At 69.7% G+C, this 17,305-nt stretch carries 20 protein-coding genes; 9 read left to right on the forward strand and 11 right to left on the reverse strand.

The genetic code is table 11. The features are described from left to right. The first annotated feature begins 207 nt into the window (after positions 1-207). Complete coding sequence (locus tag ABZX12_RS19865; RefSeq protein WP_355694994.1) at positions 208-915, forward strand: TetR/AcrR family transcriptional regulator C-terminal domain-containing protein; 708 nt, start codon at positions 208-210, stop codon at positions 913-915. On the opposite strand, the gene ABZX12_RS19870 is transcribed toward ABZX12_RS19865, so the two are convergent. Genes ABZX12_RS19870 through ABZX12_RS19880 form a run of 3 tightly spaced genes read right to left on the reverse strand, consistent with a single transcriptional unit; the run spans position 912 to position 4,278 of the window. Continuing rightward, positions 912-2,207 carry a dihydrolipoamide acetyltransferase family protein gene (locus ABZX12_RS19870; protein ID WP_355694996.1) on the reverse strand — a complete coding sequence of 432 codons (1,296 nt, stop codon included), beginning with the start codon at positions 2,205-2,207 and terminating at the stop codon, positions 912-914. The genes ABZX12_RS19865 and ABZX12_RS19870 overlap by 4 nt on opposite strands. Continuing rightward, complete coding sequence (locus ABZX12_RS19875; protein WP_355694998.1) at positions 2,204-3,190, reverse strand: alpha-ketoacid dehydrogenase subunit beta; 987 nt, start codon at positions 3,188-3,190, stop codon at positions 2,204-2,206. Before ABZX12_RS19875 ends, ABZX12_RS19870 begins: the two co-directional genes overlap by 4 nt. Continuing rightward, positions 3,190-4,278 (reverse strand): thiamine pyrophosphate-dependent dehydrogenase E1 component subunit alpha, encoded by a 1,089-nt coding sequence (locus tag ABZX12_RS19880; RefSeq protein ID WP_355695000.1) that lies wholly within the window; start codon positions 4,276-4,278, stop codon positions 3,190-3,192. The genes ABZX12_RS19875 and ABZX12_RS19880 overlap by 1 nt, the downstream gene beginning before the upstream one ends. A 118-nt stretch (positions 4,279-4,396) precedes the next feature. On the opposite strand from ABZX12_RS19880, the gene ABZX12_RS19885 reads away from it, so the two are divergent. Continuing rightward, positions 4,397-4,885 (forward strand): Lrp/AsnC family transcriptional regulator, encoded by a 489-nt coding sequence (locus ABZX12_RS19885; RefSeq protein ID WP_130387870.1) that lies wholly within the window; start codon positions 4,397-4,399, stop codon positions 4,883-4,885. Here ABZX12_RS19885 and ABZX12_RS19890 read toward each other — a convergent pair. After that, entirely contained in the window at positions 4,882-5,841 is a 960-nt protein-coding gene (locus ABZX12_RS19890) for a LacI family DNA-binding transcriptional regulator (protein WP_355695002.1), read from the reverse strand. The two genes, ABZX12_RS19885 and ABZX12_RS19890, sit on opposite strands and share 4 nt — an antisense overlap. Positions 5,842-5,919: 78 nt before the next feature. Here ABZX12_RS19890 and ABZX12_RS19895 point away from each other — a divergent pair, with 78 nt between their 5' ends. Continuing rightward, entirely contained in the window at positions 5,920-7,236 is a 1,317-nt protein-coding gene (locus tag ABZX12_RS19895; RefSeq protein ID WP_355695004.1) for a Gfo/Idh/MocA family oxidoreductase, read from the forward strand. A gap of 28 nt (positions 7,237-7,264) precedes the next feature. Here ABZX12_RS19895 and ABZX12_RS19900 read toward each other — a convergent pair whose 3' ends face one another. Next, complete coding sequence (locus tag ABZX12_RS19900; RefSeq protein ID WP_355695005.1) at positions 7,265-7,705, reverse strand: nuclear transport factor 2 family protein; 441 nt, start codon at positions 7,703-7,705, stop codon at positions 7,265-7,267. 103 nt (positions 7,706-7,808) lie between these two features. Beyond that, complete coding sequence (locus ABZX12_RS19905) at positions 7,809-8,813, reverse strand: magnesium and cobalt transport protein CorA (protein WP_355695007.1); 1,005 nt, start codon at positions 8,811-8,813, stop codon at positions 7,809-7,811. 130 nt (positions 8,814-8,943) lie between these two features. Here ABZX12_RS19905 and ABZX12_RS19910 point away from each other — a divergent pair, with 130 nt between their 5' ends. Together ABZX12_RS19910 and ABZX12_RS19915 are read left to right on the forward strand one after the other, a co-directional pair. Further along, a complete protein-coding gene (locus ABZX12_RS19910; RefSeq protein WP_355695009.1) occupies positions 8,944-9,900 on the forward strand; it encodes a 2-hydroxyacid dehydrogenase in 957 nt (318 codons plus the stop codon). Between the two features lie 101 nt (positions 9,901-10,001). Next, on the forward strand, positions 10,002-11,426 hold the full coding sequence (locus tag ABZX12_RS19915) for a serine hydrolase domain-containing protein (RefSeq protein ID WP_355695010.1): 1,425 nt from the start codon (positions 10,002-10,004) through the stop codon (positions 11,424-11,426). On the opposite strand, the gene ABZX12_RS19920 is transcribed toward ABZX12_RS19915, so the two are convergent. Next, positions 11,423-12,307 (reverse strand): RNA polymerase sigma-70 factor, encoded by an 885-nt coding sequence (locus tag ABZX12_RS19920; RefSeq protein WP_355695011.1) that lies wholly within the window; start codon positions 12,305-12,307, stop codon positions 11,423-11,425. The genes ABZX12_RS19915 and ABZX12_RS19920 overlap by 4 nt on opposite strands. Positions 12,308-12,476: 169 nt before the next feature. On the opposite strand from ABZX12_RS19920, the gene ABZX12_RS19925 reads away from it, so the two are divergent. Further along, positions 12,477-12,965 (forward strand): carboxymuconolactone decarboxylase family protein, encoded by a 489-nt coding sequence (locus ABZX12_RS19925; protein WP_355695013.1) that lies wholly within the window; start codon positions 12,477-12,479, stop codon positions 12,963-12,965. Between the two features lie 3 nt (positions 12,966-12,968). Here ABZX12_RS19925 and ABZX12_RS19930 read toward each other — a convergent pair whose 3' ends face one another. After that, a complete protein-coding gene (locus tag ABZX12_RS19930; protein ID WP_355695015.1) occupies positions 12,969-13,484 on the reverse strand; it encodes a DinB family protein in 516 nt (171 codons plus the stop codon). Between the two features lie 63 nt (positions 13,485-13,547). Beyond that, complete coding sequence (locus ABZX12_RS19935) at positions 13,548-13,961, reverse strand: VOC family protein (protein WP_355695016.1); 414 nt, start codon at positions 13,959-13,961, stop codon at positions 13,548-13,550. 122 nt (positions 13,962-14,083) lie between these two features. On the opposite strand from ABZX12_RS19935, the gene ABZX12_RS19940 reads away from it, so the two are divergent. Continuing rightward, complete coding sequence (locus ABZX12_RS19940) at positions 14,084-14,458, forward strand: VOC family protein (protein WP_355695018.1); 375 nt, start codon at positions 14,084-14,086, stop codon at positions 14,456-14,458. On the opposite strand, the gene ABZX12_RS19945 is transcribed toward ABZX12_RS19940, so the two are convergent. Continuing rightward, a complete protein-coding gene (locus tag ABZX12_RS19945; protein WP_355695020.1) occupies positions 14,459-14,890 on the reverse strand; it encodes a hypothetical protein in 432 nt (143 codons plus the stop codon). Beyond that, positions 14,890-15,264 (reverse strand): nuclear transport factor 2 family protein, encoded by a 375-nt coding sequence (locus ABZX12_RS19950; protein WP_355695022.1) that lies wholly within the window; start codon positions 15,262-15,264, stop codon positions 14,890-14,892. The genes ABZX12_RS19945 and ABZX12_RS19950 overlap by 1 nt, the downstream gene beginning before the upstream one ends. Before the next feature lie 159 nt (positions 15,265-15,423). Between ABZX12_RS19950 and ABZX12_RS19955 the strand changes: the two genes are divergently transcribed. Both ABZX12_RS19955 and ABZX12_RS19960 read left to right on the forward strand, forming a co-directional pair. Next, positions 15,424-16,248: a GDSL-type esterase/lipase family protein gene (locus ABZX12_RS19955; protein ID WP_355695024.1), complete on the forward strand. Its 825-nt coding sequence runs from the start codon at positions 15,424-15,426 to the stop codon at positions 16,246-16,248. A gap of 44 nt (positions 16,249-16,292) precedes the next feature. Next, positions 16,293-17,048, forward strand: a complete 756-nt coding sequence (locus tag ABZX12_RS19960; protein WP_355695025.1) for a hypothetical protein — start codon at positions 16,293-16,295, stop codon at positions 17,046-17,048. Positions 17,049-17,305 lie beyond the last annotated feature (257 nt).

Genomic DNA, 17,305 nt, shown 5'->3' on the forward strand with positions numbered 1-17,305 from the left:
CCGGTGGACACCGGCCCGCCCCCACGGGAGGTCGACCTTCGCGATTGTGGCGACACCGCTCGCACGGCGCAAGTTTCCGCGGCGCGACTCGCCGCGCTCCTTACGTTTCGGAACACAGTGTCCCCGGCCCGGACCGAGAGTAGTTGCTGTTTGCTACTAATACGCTGTTTTAGGTCCTGAGACGCTGTATTGGCTATGCTCCGGCGGGTGGCGCGCGAAGCGGATCGGAAGACGGTGCTCGGATCGGTCTGGCTGCGGGAGGAGCCATCGCCGACCAAGGCGCCGCTGAGCCGGGAGGACATCGTCCTGACCGCGATCAAGCTGCTCGACCGCGAAGGCCTGGACGCGTTCTCGATGCGGATGATGGCGGCCGAGCTCGGCACCGCCGCGACCTCGGCGTTGTACTGGCGGATCGCCACCAAGAACGACCTGCTCGAGCTTGTGGTCGACGAGGTCTTCGCGCCCGCGCTCGAAGCGCGGGACGAGGGCGACTGGCGGGACCAGGTGACGAGCGTGGTCCGAGCGGCTTATCAGGCATTGTCGGAACACCCTTGGGCGTGCGAGTTGCTGGCCTCGCACGCCGGGCTCGGGCCGAACTATCAAGGGCTGACCGAGCGCCTGCACACGATCCTCAGGTCGGCGGGCTTCCGCGGCCCGCACCTGGTCGCGGCGGTCTCGGCCGTCTTCCAGTACCTGATCGGCTCGGCCGTCACCGACGCCGCCTGGCTCTCGGTGGTACGGCGCAGCGGGCTGAACGGATCGCGCTGGGCGTCCGAATCGGCCGGCCGGATGGGGGTCGACACGGAACACCTGACGGCGTACCTGGACCGCGAGAGCCACGCCGGCCCGGAGGCGCGGTTCGCCTCCGGGCTGCGGGTGATCCTGGTCGGACTGCGGCCGCGGCAGATTTCCTAAAGATCGGCGAAGGCCGAAGCGGGGTTCTCGAAGGCGTCGGCGACGAAGCGCAGGAACGCGGCCGCCGTCCCGCCGTCGCAGACGCGATGGTCGAACACGAGCGACAACTGCGTGAGCTTGCGGATCGCGAGCTCGCCGTCGACCACCCACGGCCGGTCGATGATCCGGCCGACGCCGAGGATCGCGACCTGCGGGTGGTTGATGATCGCGGCGCTGCCGTCGACCCCGAAGCTGCCGTAGTTGTTCAGCGTGAACGTCCCGCAGGTCAGCTCCTGCTGGGTCAGCCGCCCGTCCCGCGCCGACTCGGTCAGGCGGCGGATCTCCGCATCCAGACCGCGCGTCGTCAGTGCGTGCGCGCCCGCGACGGCCGGGACGACGAGCCCGCGGTCCGTCTGTGCGGCGAGGCCGAGGTTCACCCCGTCGTACTGCACGAGTTCCTCGCGCTCGGTGTCGACGAACCCGTTCAGCTCCGGGTACTTCAGCAGGCCGGCTACCACGAAGCGGGCCATCAGCGCGAGCAGCCCGGGTCCGGGGTCCGTTGCCGACCGCAACGACTCGCGGAGCTCGACCAGCGCGGTCGCGTCCACGTCGACCCAGGTGGTCGCCTCGGGAATCTCCGCCCGGCTCCGGCTCAGCGTCGCGACGACCGCCTTGCGGAAACCGCTCATCGGAACCCGCCGCAGCTCCGGCAGCCCGGTCCGCGCGACCACCGGCTCCGACACGCGGGGCCGCGGTACGGCGACCGGCTCCTGGGTTGCCGCGAGCCGCGTGGCGATCGCCTGCTCGACATCGCGCCGGACGATCAGACCGCCCTCGCCGGACCCGGTCAGCTCGCGAAGATCCACCTCCGCGTCCCGCGCCAACCGGCGTACGAGCGGGGAAATGACCAACGGAACCTTGTTTTCCGGAACGTTTTCCGCAACCGGCGACGGTTTCTTTCCGGAAACCACCGAACGCGGCTTCCGCCGCCGGACCGAGGACGTGCCGGCGTCCGTGCCGTAGCCGACCAGGACGTTGCCGGATCCGGCGCGCTCCTCCTGCCGGTACGCCGCGCCGTCCGGATCGCCCACCGTGATGAGCGGCTTCCCGACCGGGACCGTGGTGCCGGGTTCGCCGTGCAGCTCCTCGATCACCCCGGCGTACGGCGACGGCAGCTCGACGATCGACTTGGCCGTCTCGACCTCCGCGATCGGGGTGTCGACGGCGACCACGTCACCGACCTTCACCAGCCAGCGCACGATCTCCGCCTCGGTCAGGCCCTCGCCGAGGTCGGGGAGCAGGAACGTGTTCACGCATCCTCCCACTGCAGGTCGTCGACCGCGTCGAGGATCCGGTCCACGCTGGGGAGCTGGTGCTTCTCCAGCTTCGGTGGCGGGAACGGGATGTCGAACGCGGTCACCCGCCGCACCGGCGCGGCCAGCGAGTGGAAGCACTTCTCGGTGACCCGGGCAACGATCTCCGACGACATACTCGCGAAGCCGCTCGCCTCGGCCACCACGACCGCCCGTCCGGTACGCCGGACCGCCGCGCACACCGTCTCGTCGTCGAACGGCGCGAGCGACCGCACATCGACCACGGTCAGCTGCCGCCCCTCGGTCGCGGCGACCTCGGCGGCCTCCAGCGCGACCGGCACCGCAGGACCGTACGCGATCAGCGTCGCGTCCGCGCCCTCCCGCCGGACGACGGCCTTGCCGATCCCCGGCTGTGACTCGGTGAGGTCAACCTCCTCCTTGGCCCAGTAGAGCTTCTTCGGCTCCATGAACACGACCGGGTCCGGGAACTCGATTGCCTTACGCAACAGCGCGTACGCGTCCGCGACCGTCGCCGGGGTCACGACGGTCAGCCCGGGGGTGTGCGCGAAGTAGCTCTCCGACGAGTCGCTGTGGTGCTCGACCCCGCCGATGCCGCCGCCGTACGGGATCCGGATCACCATCGGCAGCGTGACCCGCCCGCGGGTCCGGTTCCGCATCTTGGCGACGTGCGACACGATCTGCTCGAAGGCCGGGTACCCGAACGCGTCGAACTGCATCTCGACGACCGGGCGCAGGCCGTTCATCGCCATCCCGACCGCCATCCCGACGATGCCGGCCTCGGCCAGCGGGGTGTCGAAGCACCGCTGCTCGCCGAACTCCGCGGTCAGCCCGTCGGTGATCCGGAAGACACCGCCGAGCGCGCCGACGTCCTCACCGAACATCACCACGGTCTCGTCGGCGGTCATCGCGTCGCGCAGGGCCTGGTTGAGCGCCTGCGCCATCGAGATCTTCGTGTGCGTCATCAGGCCTCCTCACGGGCGAGTTCGTCACGGAGGAACGCCGCCTGCTCGCGCAACTGCTGCGTCTCCTCGGCGTACAGGTGGGCGAACAGATCGGCGGGATCGACCGACGGCTCCGGCATCAATCCGTCGCGCAACTGCGCGGCCACCTCGACCGCACCGGCCTCGGCACGCTGCAACACGTCGTCGTCCAGCCAGCCCTGCTGCTCGAGGTACGTCGTCAGCCGCTCGATCGGGTCGCGCTGCAGCCACGGGGCGACCTCCGCGTCCTCGCGGTAGCGGGTCGCGTCATCGGCGTTGGTGTGCGCCTGTACCCGGTAGGTGTGCGCCTCGATGAGCTGCGGCCCCTCGCCGGCGCGGGCCTTCTCCACGGCCTGCCCGAGGACGGCCAGCAGCCCGGCGAGATCGTTGCCGTCGGCCCGTTCGCCCGGGATGCCGTACCCGATGCCCTTGTGCGCGAGCGACGGTGCGGCGCTCTGCCGTGCGAGCGGGACGGAGATCGCGTACTCGTTGTTCTGGATGAAGAACACCACCGGCGCCCGGAACACCGCCGCGAAGTTCAGCGCCTCGTGGAAGTCGCCCTCACTCGTGCCGCCGTCGCCGACGAGCGCCATCACGACCGTGTCCTCGCCCTTCAGCCGGGCCGCGTGCGCGACCCCGACCGCGTGCGGGAGCTGGGTCGCGAGCGGCGTCGCCTGCGGCGCGACCTTGTGCTCGTACGGGTCGTAGCCCGAGTGCCAGTCGCCGCGGAGCAGCGTCAGCGTCTCGATCGGGTCGACACCGCGGCTCATGATCGACACCGAATCGCGGTACGTCGGGAACAGCCAGTCGCCCTCGCGCAGCACCATCGTGGCGGCGAGCTGACAAGCCTCCTGGCCGAACGACGACGGGTAGACCGCGAGCCGGCCCTGACGGACGAGCGCACTGGCCTGGTCGTTGAACCGGCGGCCCTTGATCAACTGTGTGTAGCCGTCCAGCAGCGCCTCTTTGGAGGGCAGCCGGTACGACGGGTGGTCGTGCGGTACGCCGTGCTGATCGATCAGACAGACGGGTTCCGCGGAGGGGAGCAACTGCTCCTCGACGGTAGTCATGGACCCTCCAGCGCAGGAGACGGACGGTAGCCACATCGTCGTCCCTCCTGGCCAAGTTGAGCCATAGCTGGGAGAATCGCGAGACGTTTGGTGCGCGAAAGCAGATTGGGGCCACAGAATGTCCGACGAGGTGATGGTCCACCGGGCCGGTCCTGGACAGATTGTCGTCGCCCCGGCGCTCGACGAGATCGACCGGCAGATCATCGAGGCCCTCGGCCGCGACGGACGGCTCTCGATCCGGGCTCTCGCCGACGAGGTGCACATCTCCCGCGCGAACGCGTACGCCCGCGTCGAGCGGCTCACGAACACCGGCGTGATCACCGGTTTCACGGTCACCGTCGACCCGCTCAGACTCGGCCTCGCCACGTCGGCGTACGTCACGCTGAGTCTCCGTCAGAGCTCCTGGCGGACGCTGCGCAAACAGCTCCAGGCGATCCCGGAGATCAAGCACATGGCCCTGGTCGGCGGCGACTTCGACGCGATCCTGCTGGTCCGCGCGGCCGACAACGAAGGCCTCCGCCGCCTGGTCCTCGAGAAACTCCAGGCGATCCCCGAGGTCCTCGCCACCCGCACGGCACTGATCTTCGAGGATGTCGGAACGCTCTAGCAGCCGCAGGATCTCCGGAGGATCAGCTCTGTCGGGACGGTGAGGGCGTCCACCGATTCCTCGCCCTCGATCAGCCGGCGGACGGCCTCGCGGGCGAGTTGTTCGACGGGCTGGCGGACGACGGTGAGCGGCGGCCAGGCGTACTCGGTCTCGGGGGTCCCGTCGAACGCCGCCACCGCAACGTCGCCAGGCACGTCGACGCCTGCCTCGTGGAGCGCCCGCAGTACGCCGATGGCCTGCAGGTCGGAGCTGGCGAAGATCGCCGTGGGCTGCGATTCCAGCAGCGTCTGCGCGGCCCGGTAACCACCCTCGCGGGAGAACGTGGCGCGGGCGATCGGTCCCTCGGCGAGCCCGGCGGCTTCGAGCGCGTCGCGCCAGCCCAGCTCGCGCTCGGGGTGGCCGGCGCCGCCGATCACCAGGCCGATCCTGCGATGACCGTGGGAGATCAGGTGCTCGACACCGAGCCGCGCGCCCTCGCGGTAGGCCGGGCGCACCGAACTGACCGTCGGCAGCACCCGGTTGATCGCGATCACCGGGACCTCGACGCCGGCCAGCGACGGATCCGCGGTCGGCGCGACCAGCAGCAACCCGCTGACCTGGCGGGTCAGCAGTTCCGCGATCTTCGCCCGCTCGGTCAGGGGATCGCCGTCGGCGCTGGTCTGCAGGACGACGTACCCGCGCGCCGCCGCCTCCCGGTCGATGGCCTTCGCGAGCTCGGCGAACAACGGATTGCCGCCGTCCGGCGTGATCAGGCCGAACGTCCGCGTCGTCCCCATCCGCAGCGCCCGGGCGGTCGCGTTCGGCCGGTACCCGAGCGCGCGGATCGCGTCGAGCACCCGCTCACGGGTCTGCGGCGCGACCTTCCGCGGGCCCTCGTTCACGACGTAGCTGACGACGGCTGTGCTGACCCCGGCGTACTCCGCCACGTCGTTGCGAGTCACCGGGTCCTTGGGCATGAAGCGATGGTACGACGGTTGACCGCCGTGGAAAGCGGTTGCTAGCGTCGGTGTCTACACGAGTAGAAGGAGTCCACCGTGGCCAGACGGTATGCAGTCGCCGGGACCGGTTCGCGCGCGCAGTCGTACATCCGCGCGATCCTGCAGGACCACCCCGAGGAGGCGGAGCTGGTCGCCCTGCTCGACCCGAACCCGGGCCGGCTGGCATTCCACCAGCGTTTCGTCGCGGAACTCGGCGGCCGCGAGCTCCCGCAGTACGGCGCCGACGACCTCGAGCAGATGGTCAAGGAGCAGTCCGTCGACCGCGTGGTGGTGACGAGTCCCGACTACACGCACGCCGCGGTCGTGTCGCGGCTGCTGCGCGCCGGCGCCGACGTCATCGTGGAGAAGCCGCTGACCATCGACGCCGACGGCACCCGGCAGATCGTCGACGCGATGAACGAGTCCGGCAAGTCCGTGGTCGTCACGTTCAACTACCGGTACTCGCCGCGGAACAGCGCGCTGCGGCAGCTGATCCAGGACGGCGAGATCGGCGAGGTGACGAGCGTCGAGTTCCAGTGGGTGCTCGACACCCGGCACGGCGCGGACTACTTCCGGCGCTGGCACCGCGAGAAGAAGAACTCCGGCGGCCTGCTGATCCACAAGGCGTCCCACCACTTCGACCTGGTGAACTGGTGGATCGCCTCGTCGCCGAAGCGCGTGTTCGCATCGGGAGGGCTGGCCTTCTACGGCTCCGACAACGCGGCGGCCCGCGGCCTCGGCGAGCGTCCGGAGCGCGGCACGATCGATGGCTCGACCAACGACCCGTGGCTGCTCGACCTGCGCACCGACGACACCAACCGGCAGTTGTACTACGAGGCCGAGAAGTACGACGGGTATCTGCGCGACCAGGACGTGTTCGGTCCGGGGATCACGATCGAGGACAACATGTCGGTGATCGCGGAGTACGCGAACGGCGCGCGGCTGAGCTACTCGCTGAACGCGCACTCGCCGTGGGAGGGGTATCGGGTGTCGGTCAACGGCACGCTCGGGCGCGCGGAGCTGGAGGTCGTCGAGCGGGCCGCGGTCGTCGACGACCAGATCGACCCGAGCTACCCGTCCGGTCGCGTGATCGCCGGTGACGTGCGGACGAACGGTGAGCGGCTGGTGCTGCAGAAGCACTGGGCCACCGCGGTCGAGGTCGAGATCCCGCGAGGTGAAGGCGGCCACGGCGGCGGCGACAAGCTGATCTACAACGACCTCTTCGTTGGCCCCGGCAACGATCCGCTGGGGCGCGCGGCCGACGTCCACGACGGCGTCCGCGCGGTCGCGGTCGGGATCGCCGCCAACCAGTCGCTGACCTCCGGCCAGCCGATCGTCGTCGCCGACCTGAACCTCGGCGGCTGGTCCTCCTAGCCCGGTGTCTTCGAGGATCTGCCAGAGGTCACGGGCGTAGGTGTTTGCTGACGTCGCCGACGAGGCGGATGTTCACCTTGCGTTCGGTCCAGTGCCAACGGTCGTCGCGATGCTCGAAGTGGTCGTGGTAGCGCCCGGCGGCGATGATGTGGGGTACGTCGCCGGGCAGCGCCTGCAGCACCGTCACGTACGAGCGGGCAAAGGCCTCGTTGTCGTCGCGCTCGACCGCGAGGTTGGTCGTGACGTGCTGCGTGCGCGGCGTACCGTCCGGATAGACGATCAGGGTGTCGCGGAACCACTGCTCGATCTCCGCGCGGCCCTGGAGCGGTTCGCCACTCCCTTGGTACGTCGTGTCCGCCAGCAGCTCGCCGACCCCGGCGAAGTCACCGTCGTCGACCAGCTCGGCGTACCGCGCGATCAGGTTCTCGATCTCCCGGCCGCCGGCGGGGTCAATAGGTACACGCGCCATGCCCCGCGACTGTACTACCGGCCGGGACGGTGTTGCCGGGCCCGAGCACCTGCCGGCCCTTGGCCGCCGGTGTCTGCAACGTGTGCAGCGGCATGCCGACCGGTCAGGCAGCTTGCCGTCGGGCTGCCCGTTGACGGCGGAACCAGATCGCCAGCGCGACGCACGGGACGAGCAGCCCGCCGATCCCCAGCACCAGGAAGTCCCACTCGGCGCCGATGCGGTCGACCAGCCAGCCGAAGTTCTGGCCGAAGAAGCCGGTGACGAAGGTCAGCGGCAGGAACACCGTGGCCAGGATGGTCAGCTGCTCGATCGTCGCGTTCTGCCGGACGCTGACCTTGGTCTGCTCGACGCCGATCACCGCCATGTTCGCCTCCAGGACCGTCGCCAGCAGGTCACGCTGGGCGGCGACCTCCTCGTTCACCAGCACCAGGTGGTCGTGCACGTCCCGGAAATACGGCAGGAGCGGGGTGGAACGGGCGTCGCGCTCCAGCGTGGCGAGCACCGCGATCAGCGGATGCACGGCGCGGTAGAAGTCGGTCACCTCGCGGCGCAGGAAGTAGATCCGCTCCGTCGGCGCGACCGAACCCGCGAACACCGTCCGCTCGACCTCCTCGATGTCGCGCTCCAGCTCCGCGACCACCGGACCGTACCCGTCGACGACCTGGTCGAGGATCGCCCAGAGCACCGAACTGGTGCCGCACTCCAGCAGTTCGGGACGTTGCTCGAGCCGGATCCGCGCGCCGTGCAGGTCGCTGGCCACGCCCTGTCGGACCGTGATCACGAACGACGGCCCGACGAACACGCTGACCTCGCCGAAGTCGACCTCCTCACGCTCGTCGTCGTACCGGGCGGTGCGCAGGATGACGAGCCGGATGTCGCCCTCGTACGGCTCGACCTTGGGGCGGAGATGGAACGTTTGCGCATCCTCGACGGCCAGCTCGTGCAGGCCGAAACTGTCCCGGACCTCGGTCAGTTCCTCGGTGGTGGGCTCGTGCATGCCCAGCCAGACGAAGCCGCCGGCCCGGCAGGCCGCGGCGGCGTCCGCGACCGACATCGCCTCGACGTGCTGGCGGCGTCCGTCCCGGTAGTAAGCGCAGTCGATGATCATGATGACCTCCTGTCCCGATGGTCGCCGCTCGGGACGCCGGGGCAACAGAGTCCGGGCCCGAACTTCGGGTTCGGTTCAGATGCTGGTCGGGTTCCTGGCACCGGTCGCGGCCGTCGACAAGGATGAGGCCATGGGACTACCAGTCGTGCTGATGCCAGGACCGATGAACGACGCCGTCGCCGCCGGCTTGGAGGGTCACTGCGAGCTGATCCGGCTGTGGGAGGAGAGCGACCCGGACGCCGTCCTCGCGGCCCGCCGGGACGAGATCGTCGCCGTCGCCACCGGCGGTACGGCGATCGACGGGCCGTGGCTCGACCGGCTGCCCGCCGTACGCCTGGTGGCGAGCTTCGGCGTCGGGTACGACCGGATCGACGCCGTGGCGGCTGCCGAGCGCGGCGTCGTCGTCACGAACACGCCGGGCGTCCTGGACGACGAGGTCGCCGACACCGCCCTCGGGCTGCTGCTGATGACGGTGCGCGAGCTCGGGCAGGCCGAGCGGTACCTGCGCGACGGCCGGTGGGCCGACGGCCGCCCGTACCCGTTGACCCGCGCAACGATGCACGGCCGCCGGATGGGCATCCTCGGCCTCGGCCGGATCGGGCAGGCGATCGCCGACCGCGTCCAGCCGTTCGGCATCACCGTTGCCTACCACAACCGCAACGCCAAGGACGTCCCGTACGAGTACTACCCGTCGCTCGTCGACATGGCCGCCGCCGTCGACATCTTGATGATCGTCATCCCCGGCGGCGACAGCACCCGCCACCTGGTGAATGCCGACGTACTCGAGGCGCTGGGGCCCGAAGGCATCGTGATCAACGTCGCCCGCGGCACCGTGGTCGACGAGCAGGCTCTCGTCGACGCCCTCCGCACCAACACCATCCACGCCGCCGGCCTGGACGTCTTCGAACACGAACCCAAGGTCCACCCCGACCTCCTCACGCTCCCGAACGCTGTCCTCCTCCCCCACGTAGGCTCCGCGACCGTCCCCACGCGAAACGCGATGGCCGACCTGGTCGTGCAAAACCTCCTCACCTACTTCTCCAAGGGCACCCCGCTGACCCCCGTCCCCGAATCCGCCCACCTGTGAATCGGGATCGGGACCGTCCTCATCACCCTGCTCCGCAACAGTTGTAGGGGCAGCAAGAAAGTCACGCGCCAACCGTGGCCCGTCCGGCTTAGGGTGCCTGGGTGTCTGCTCAGGGTCAGCTGTTGCCGCGCTCGTCGCCGCGCGATGCGGGGATGTCGGCTCGCGCGGTCGGTCTGCTGCTGGATCGGCTCGAGGAGCGCGCCGTCGAGTGCCACTCGATCATGGTCGTGCACCGCGGGCACGTCGTCGCCGAGGGCTGGTGGGCGCCGTACTCCGCCGAGCGCCCGCATCTGCTCTACTCGCTGACCAAGTCGTTCACGTCCATCGCCGTGGGACTCGCGATCAGCGACGGACTGCTGTCGCTGGACGATCGGGTGGTCGACGTACTGCCCGACCGTGTTCCGGACGGTATCTCGGAGCGGGCACGCCGCCTCACGGTCCACCATCTGCTGTCGATGACGGTCGGGAACCGTGAGGACAGCCTGACCGAGGCGTGGCAGCTGGAGCCGGACGACCTGGTGAAGGGGTTCCTCCGGACGCCGTTCCCGGACCCCGAGGGCACCCGGCACGTGTACGACAACTCGACCACGTATGTCCTCGCCCGAATGGTGGAGAAGGTCACGGGCCGCGACCTCCGGGGGTTGCTCGACGAGCGGCTGTTCACGCCGATGGGGATCGACCACGCCGAGTGGGACCGGGTGGCGAGCGGCGCCGCGTTCGGGTTCCACGGCCTGCACCTCACGACCGAGGCGGTCGCGGCGTTCGGCGAACTGCTGTTACGCGGCGGCCGTTGGGGCGACCGGCAACTCGTCCCGCGTGAGTGGGTGGAACTCGCGACGAGCCGGCACGTCGACACCCTTCCGCTCCCGAACTGGTCGCGGAACCCAGATTTCGAGTCCGGATACGGCTACCAGTTCTGGATCTCGCGGCACGGGTACCACGGTCACGGTTCGTTCGGCCAGTCCTGCGTGGTTGTCCCGGAGCACGAGCTCGTGATCGTCGTGACGGGCTGCGTCGATCCGACGGACGCGCTGCCGGGTCTGTTCTGGGACTGTCTGTTTCCCGGTCTGGACGACCCGGGCAGTGCCGAGGACGACGAGGTTCTCGCCGAGCGGCTACGCCGGTTGTCACTGACGCAGGTGTTGGGCTCGGCCGGTCCTGAGCGATCCGTGGAGGCGAAGGCCGACGGCTCCGCCACGGAGTCCCCTGTGCCCGACGGAACCCGGGTGGTCCTCACTCCAGCGGACGGCGGTTGGCTACTGAGACTCGGATCGGACCTGGAGATCGAGGTCGGGTACGGCGAGTGGCGCGAGTGCTCACCGCTCGGTCGCCCGATCGTGGCGGCCGGCGCCTGGCAGGGCGAAACGTTCGTCGCCGATCTCTACGTCGTCACCACCCCGCACCGGGTTCGCCTGGCGATCGACGGCGGAACGGCCACCGCGAAGTGGAACGCCGTACCACTGACCACGCCCGACCTGAAGCTGCATCTGCGGGCACCGCTGATGACCCGCCCCGACGTCAGTTAGCGGGTCAAGAACGTCTCGTCGGTGAGGTGGGACAGCTTGGCCGGGTTGCGGACGGCGTAGAGGCCGGCGATCTTGCCGTCCTCTACGTGCAGGACGGTGACGGTGTCGACCTCGTCGGTGAAGCGCAGGATGAGGGCCGGCTGCCCGTTGATCTGGGTCGTCTCCAGCGAGCCTTCGGCCAGGCGTTCCACGGCCAGGGCCAGCAGGCGGGCCACCTTCTCGGCGCCGACGACCGGGCGCGGGAGCGCCTGGACGACGCCGCCGCCGTCGCCGAGGAAGACGACGTCGGGCGCCAGGATGTCGACCAGCCCCTGCAGGTCGCCGGTGTTCACGGCGCGCTGGAACGCGTCGATGGCATCGCGGGTCTGGTCGGCGGACACGACGCCGCGCGGGCGGCGGGCGGCGACATGCGAGCGAGCCCGGTGCGCGATCTGGCGGACGGCGTCAGGGGTCTTGTCGACGGCTTTCGCGATCTCGTCGTAGTCGAGGCCGAACACCTCACGGAGGACGAAGACCGCCCGCTCGGTCGGTTTGAGGGTCTCCAGAACCAGCATCATCGCCATCGAGACGCTGTCGGCGAGCTCGACGTCCTCGGCGACGTCGGGCGCGGTGAGCAGCGGCTCCGGCAGCCACGGTCCGACGTACGACTCCTTGCGGCGGCCGAGCGTGCGCAGGCGTTGCAGGGCCTGGCGGCTGGCGATCCGGACCAGGTACGCGCGCTGGTCCAGCACCGTGTCGAGGTCCACACCGACCCACCGCAGCCACGTCTCCTGCAGCACGTCCTCGGCGTCCGCGGCAGAACCGAGGAGCTCGTAGGCGACGGTGAACAGCAGGTTGCGATGAGCAACGAAGGCCTCGGTGGCCCGGTCGGTACCGGTCATGGGCTGGACTCCCTCGTACGCACGGATGACACCCACCAGATGCCGCCCGGCCGGATCCTGTGACAGCTGCGTCCGTATGGCGCTCGTCACGTCGGCGGACCGTCACGGGGGCCGCGCCCGCGGCATCTCGTGGTCATCCAGTAGATCCCATGAGTGAGGACGACGAACGATGGAACCCCGTATCGACCTGATGCAGAACGAACTCGGCGGCAAACTGGCGAAGCGGCTGTTCGCCGTCCACACCCTGCTGCAGCAGGCCGGCCTGTCGCACACCACCCAGAATCTGGTGATGCTCCGGGCCAGTCAGATCAACGGCTGTGGAAACTGCATCGACATCCACGCCAAGGAGGCCGCGGCCGAAGGCGAGACCGCGACCCGGCTGAACCTCGTCGCGGGCTGGCGGCACTCGACCGTCTTCACCGAGGAGGAGCAGGCCGCTTTGGCGCTCACCGAGGAGGCGACGCGACTGTCCGAACTCCCCGGAGGCGTCTCGGACGAGACGTGGGCCCGGGCGGGCAAGTACTACGACGAGGACCAGCTGATCGCGCTCGTCACGCTGATCGCGATGATCAACGCGACCAACCGGCTCGCCGTGACGCTCAACCAGCTCGGCGGCTCCTACGAGCCGGGCCTGATGTCGGCGGTCGCGGCCGGCTAGGGCCTAGACCGGCGTCTCGTCCAGGTCCCAGATCCGCCGGCTGGTCCAGGCGTACTCCCAGGCCTGGATGTCCGGCGGCTCGATGCCGAGCCCGGTGAGGATGGCGCAGACCTGCTCGCGGTGGTGGTTGGCGTGGTTGATCGCCTGTGCGACGAAGATGCCGGCCCGTGTGCCGCGGGTGTTGTCGTCGACGATGATCACGCGTTCGACGTCGAACGGCTGGGTCAGGAAGTACTCCCAGAGATCGCCGGCCTCGGCGTTCCAGCGGGCGAGCGTCTCCAGGTCGGCCGCCGGTTCGCTGTCGACGAAGTCTAGCGGCCGGTCCGCGATCCGGCGCACGTAGCTGCCGTCGCAGCGCACGATGTGGTCGAGCGTCGCGAGAATGCCGCCGTACGTGCCGACGCCGGTGATCTGGAGCTGATCGGCGGTCAGGTTCTGCGCACGGCAGAAGTCGATCAGACTGGCGGTCGCCCAGTTGTTGTGCCGGATGGGGTCGTAGAGCACGTCATTGAGTCCCATACCGGATCAAGGTAGCCGCGAGGTCTCCCCGGGGACACCGGATTTCCCCGGGGAGGCCGAGCCTCAGCCCGCCGCGGCGATGTTCACCATCCAGTTGATGCCGAACCGGTCGGTGACCATGCCGAACTCGTCGCCCCACATCTGCTTCTCGAGCGGAACCGTCACCTTGGCGTCACCGGCGGAGAGCTTCTCCCAGTACCCACGCAGCTCGTCGCCCTCGCCGCTGAGGCTGATCGCGATGTTCTGGCCGGGGTTGTACGGCATGCCTTGCGGCGTGTCGGACGCCATCAGCGTGAATCCGCTCGGGGTCTCGAGCTGGCTGTGCATCAGCTTCTCGTCGTCCTGCGGACCGTGACCGGTGCCGAACTCCTTGAAGGTGTTCGCGGACAGGTCACCGCCGAAGACGCTCTGGTAGAACTCCATCGCGGCGCGTGCGTCGCCGTCGAACTGGATGTACGGATTGAGCCGGGATGCCATCGGTTTGTCCTTCCCCCATCTCGGCCGGCCCTTCTGGCCCGGCCCCCATGCTCCGCACAGTAGACCCGGCCGCGGACAGTTCGCGACCCCTTCGAAACCCGCAGTGCGGTTAAGGTCTGGCCATGATGTTGCGACATGTCACGATCGATGCCGGGAACCCGTACGAGCTCGCGAAGTTCTGGAGTGCCGTGACCGGCTGGCCGGTGGCGGACGGGGACGAGCCGGGCGACACCGAGGTGCTGCTGCAGGCGCCGGCACCGGTGCCCGGGCTGCTGTTCATCGCGGTCCCGGAGGGGAAGACGGTGAAGAACCGGGTGCACTTCGACTGGGCCCCGACCGAGCGGACGCGGGACGAGGAGGTCGAGCGGATCCTGTCCCTCGGCGGCACCGTCCACGAGGACCACCGGGTCCCTGACGGCCGCGGCTGGGTCACGATGAAGGACCTCGAAGGCAACGAGTTCTGCGTCGAGCGCAGCGAGGCGGAGCGAGCCGGCTGATCAGCCCGGCGGGCGAGACGGGAAGCGGTCCAGGTACGCGCGGGCCCGGGGCCGGGGATCCTCGTGGTACAGCTCCGGCGGCCGGTGGTAGTTCTGCGCACAGAAGGTGGCGAGATCGGACGTGACCGGGACGAGGTCCCAGGCCGCGTCCGGCTCGTACGCCGCGGTCGCCGCGAGCAGCTCGTCCAGCAACGTCCACCCGTCGTGATCGAACGCCCACGTCCCGTCGGTCGCGATCACGTGGGACGGGTTCTCCTCCCCCGCCTTCCAGACCGCGCACACGCCGTACGACGGGTTCCGCGCGACGAACTCCCACGCGAGGACGTGACACGCGCCCGCGGCGAAGAACGCCTGGTCCGTCCGCCGCCAGGACAGCTCCTGGTCGGCCCGCTCCTCCGGCGTCCGCCGGAACATTCCCGCCGGCCGGTACATCAGGTCAGCGCCGTCGCCTGGGACCAGCGGATCTGCCAGCCGTCCGTCGTACGCCGGTAGCAGTCGAGGTGCCAGGCGTTGAGCGGACCGGGTTCCCGGCCGTTGACGCCGATCTCGATCGCCGACCGGTAGCGCAGGACCGCGACCGCGCCGTCGACCATCACGTCGATGTCGGTGATCGGCTCGAACCGGCGATAAAGGATCTCGCCGGTCTCGATACCGCCCAGGTACTCCGCCTTGGTCCAGGCGTGGCCGCTCGGCGTGACGATGACGAAGTCCGGCGCGTGGATCGCGTCGGCCTCCGGGATCCGGCGGGCGACCAGGTGTGCCAGGCGGGTGCGTTCGAGATCGCGGAGGAGATCGGCTTCCGGCATGACCGAGAACCTACCCACGATCCGGCTCGTCGGGGATGCTGGTCTGGGGAACCGGGGGGTTCGCTCCGAACACATGGGGGTAGGAGCATGCAGCGAATGTGGGGTTCGCCGCGTCATGTCAGTGTGCGGAGACGACGGAGGCTGGGGGGCGTCGCGGTGGTGCACGACCTACGACAGCAGCCGCGGCACGAGCGGGTGTCCGTGCTGCGGAAGTTCCTGGGATCGGTCGCCGCGATCGGTGTGACGCTGCTGGTGCTGGCCCTGCTCGGCGCGGTGTTCGTCGTCCTCGAGCCGCCCTCGATGACCGCCGGCAGTACGGTCGGCGGTTCGTACAGCGCGCCGTCCAAGGGCCCCGGGCGCTGGGGGTCGGGGACGCTCGGTCCGTGGGACGGCCTGGCCCGCCGGATCTCCCCCGAGGACGAGATCCGCGACGTGCTCGCGTTCGACGGGATCGTCATGTTCGGCGACAGCATCGCCGTCCAGGACAGCGCCGCGCTCGAGCGGCTGCTGACGGATCGCACCGGCGAGTCGATCGCGATCCACGACTGGTCCGGGCAGCCGGCGTCGGCGGCCGTCGACGCGCTCGAGGAGTGGTCGCGCGACTACGGTCTGCCGCGGCGGATCGTGATGGCGGTCGGGACGAACGACATCTTCGACCCGCCCGCGTTCGCCGCCCAGGTCGAGCGCGCGCTCCGGATCGCCGGGCCGGACCGGACCGTGTACTGGGTGGACGTGTACGTGGCCCGCACCAAGCAGCCCGACGCCATCCGCGATGCCGACCTCGCCAACAGCACGTGGATCAACCAGCAGCTGCAGGACGCGGCGCTCCGGCACCCGAACCTGCGGATCATCGACTGGTCGGGCTTCCTGATGTCCCAGCCGGACCGCCCGGCCGAGTACCTGCGCGACGGCGTGCACACCAGCCAGCCGGCTGGCGGCGCGGCTCGCAACGAACTGATCGCGGACGCGCTGCACAGCCGGTAAACCTCGCGGCCCGGCTCCGCGTGAAGGATTGCGAGGAGGTGGGCATGTCCGTCAAGCGCTGGTCGGTCTCGGCCTTTCTGATCGTGGTCCTGACCGCGTTCCTCCTGACCCTGCTGCATCTCGAGGCGCCGGCCGCACACGCGAAGGCGGCGGCACCGGCCGTCGACCCCGGAAACTACGGATCCGGCACGCTCGGGCCCTGGCAGGCAGACAACCGCGTCATCTCGGGCAGTGCGGCGGTCCGCGAGACGGTCAAGAACAACGGCGTGGTGCTCTTCGGCGACAGCATCGCCGTCCAGGACGGCGAGGCTCTCGGCCGGCTCCTCGGACAGCAGCTGCACACGTCGTTCGCGGAGTACAGCTGGGCCGGCCAGCCGACCTCCGCCGCCGTCGACGCGATGGCGGTCTGGGCCCGTGAGTACGGTCTGCCGCGGCGGATCGTGATGGCGGTCGGGTCCAACGACATCTTCGACCCGCCGGCCTTCGCGGCCCAGGTCGAGCGCGCACTCCGGATCGCCGGGCCGGACCGGACGGTGTACTGGGTCGACGTCCAGGTCTCCCGGACCGACGTGCCCGCCGCGGTCCAGGTCGCCGACCAGCGCAACAGCGGTTGGATCGACCTGCAACTCGAACAGGCGGCACTGCGGCACCCGAATCTGCGGATCGTGCACTGGGCCGAATTCCTCGCGGCACATCCCGAGCGGCTGCACGCGGATCTGCGCGACGGCCGGCACACCACCGTCCCGGCCGGGCAGAACGCGCGGAACGCCCTGATCCTGCAGGCGATCCGGAACAGCTGACGCTGCCCGTGCGGGCAACCGGAACCGAAGTCGGCGATCCGAAGCAACTTTTCCGGGCGCTCGCGACATCTATGAGGTAGAGGAACCATTCCGACCTCGGGGGGAACCGATGGCGACGTACCTGACAGGAGCCGGCCGGCCGCATTGTTGATGCCGGGCGCAACCTTCGACGAGCTGCCGCACGTTTCCGAGGTACCACGCACACCACCTGACCTTGTCCCGGGGATCGCCCCACCCGAATTCAGGTCTATGCCAGA

This window comes from Kribbella sp. NPDC003505, assembly GCF_040610875.1.
Lineage (GTDB): Bacteria > Actinomycetota > Actinomycetes > Propionibacteriales > Kribbellaceae > Kribbella.

Excerpts from the sequence above, each read along its gene's own strand:
- ABZX12_RS19875 (WP_355694998.1), bottom strand. The coding sequence starts at position 3,190 with ATGACGCACACGAAGATCTCGATGGCGCAGGCGCTCAACCAGGCCCTG.
- ABZX12_RS19880 (WP_355695000.1), bottom strand. The coding sequence starts at position 4,278 with ATGACTACCGTCGAGGAGCAGTTGCTCCCCTCCGCGGAACCCGTCTGT.
- ABZX12_RS19885 (WP_130387870.1), top strand. The coding sequence starts at position 4,397 with ATGTCCGACGAGGTGATGGTCCACCGGGCCGGTCCTGGACAGATTGTC.
- ABZX12_RS19890 (WP_355695002.1), bottom strand. The coding sequence starts at position 5,841 with ATGCCCAAGGACCCGGTGACTCGCAACGACGTGGCGGAGTACGCCGGG.
- ABZX12_RS19900 (WP_355695005.1), bottom strand. The coding sequence starts at position 7,705 with ATGGCGCGTGTACCTATTGACCCCGCCGGCGGCCGGGAGATCGAGAAC.
- ABZX12_RS19905 (WP_355695007.1), bottom strand. The coding sequence starts at position 8,813 with ATGATCATCGACTGCGCTTACTACCGGGACGGACGCCGCCAGCACGTC.
- ABZX12_RS19910 (WP_355695009.1), top strand. The coding sequence starts at position 8,944 with ATGGGACTACCAGTCGTGCTGATGCCAGGACCGATGAACGACGCCGTC.
- ABZX12_RS19920 (WP_355695011.1), bottom strand. The coding sequence starts at position 12,307 with ATGACCGGTACCGACCGGGCCACCGAGGCCTTCGTTGCTCATCGCAAC.
- ABZX12_RS19925 (WP_355695013.1), top strand. The coding sequence starts at position 12,477 with ATGGAACCCCGTATCGACCTGATGCAGAACGAACTCGGCGGCAAACTG.
- ABZX12_RS19930 (WP_355695015.1), bottom strand. The coding sequence starts at position 13,484 with ATGGGACTCAATGACGTGCTCTACGACCCCATCCGGCACAACAACTGG.
- ABZX12_RS19935 (WP_355695016.1), bottom strand. The coding sequence starts at position 13,961 with ATGGCATCCCGGCTCAATCCGTACATCCAGTTCGACGGCGACGCACGC.
- ABZX12_RS19940 (WP_355695018.1), top strand. The coding sequence starts at position 14,084 with ATGATGTTGCGACATGTCACGATCGATGCCGGGAACCCGTACGAGCTC.
- ABZX12_RS19945 (WP_355695020.1), bottom strand. The coding sequence starts at position 14,890 with ATGTACCGGCCGGCGGGAATGTTCCGGCGGACGCCGGAGGAGCGGGCC.
- ABZX12_RS19950 (WP_355695022.1), bottom strand. The coding sequence starts at position 15,264 with ATGCCGGAAGCCGATCTCCTCCGCGATCTCGAACGCACCCGCCTGGCA.
- ABZX12_RS19960 (WP_355695025.1), top strand. The coding sequence starts at position 16,293 with ATGTCCGTCAAGCGCTGGTCGGTCTCGGCCTTTCTGATCGTGGTCCTG.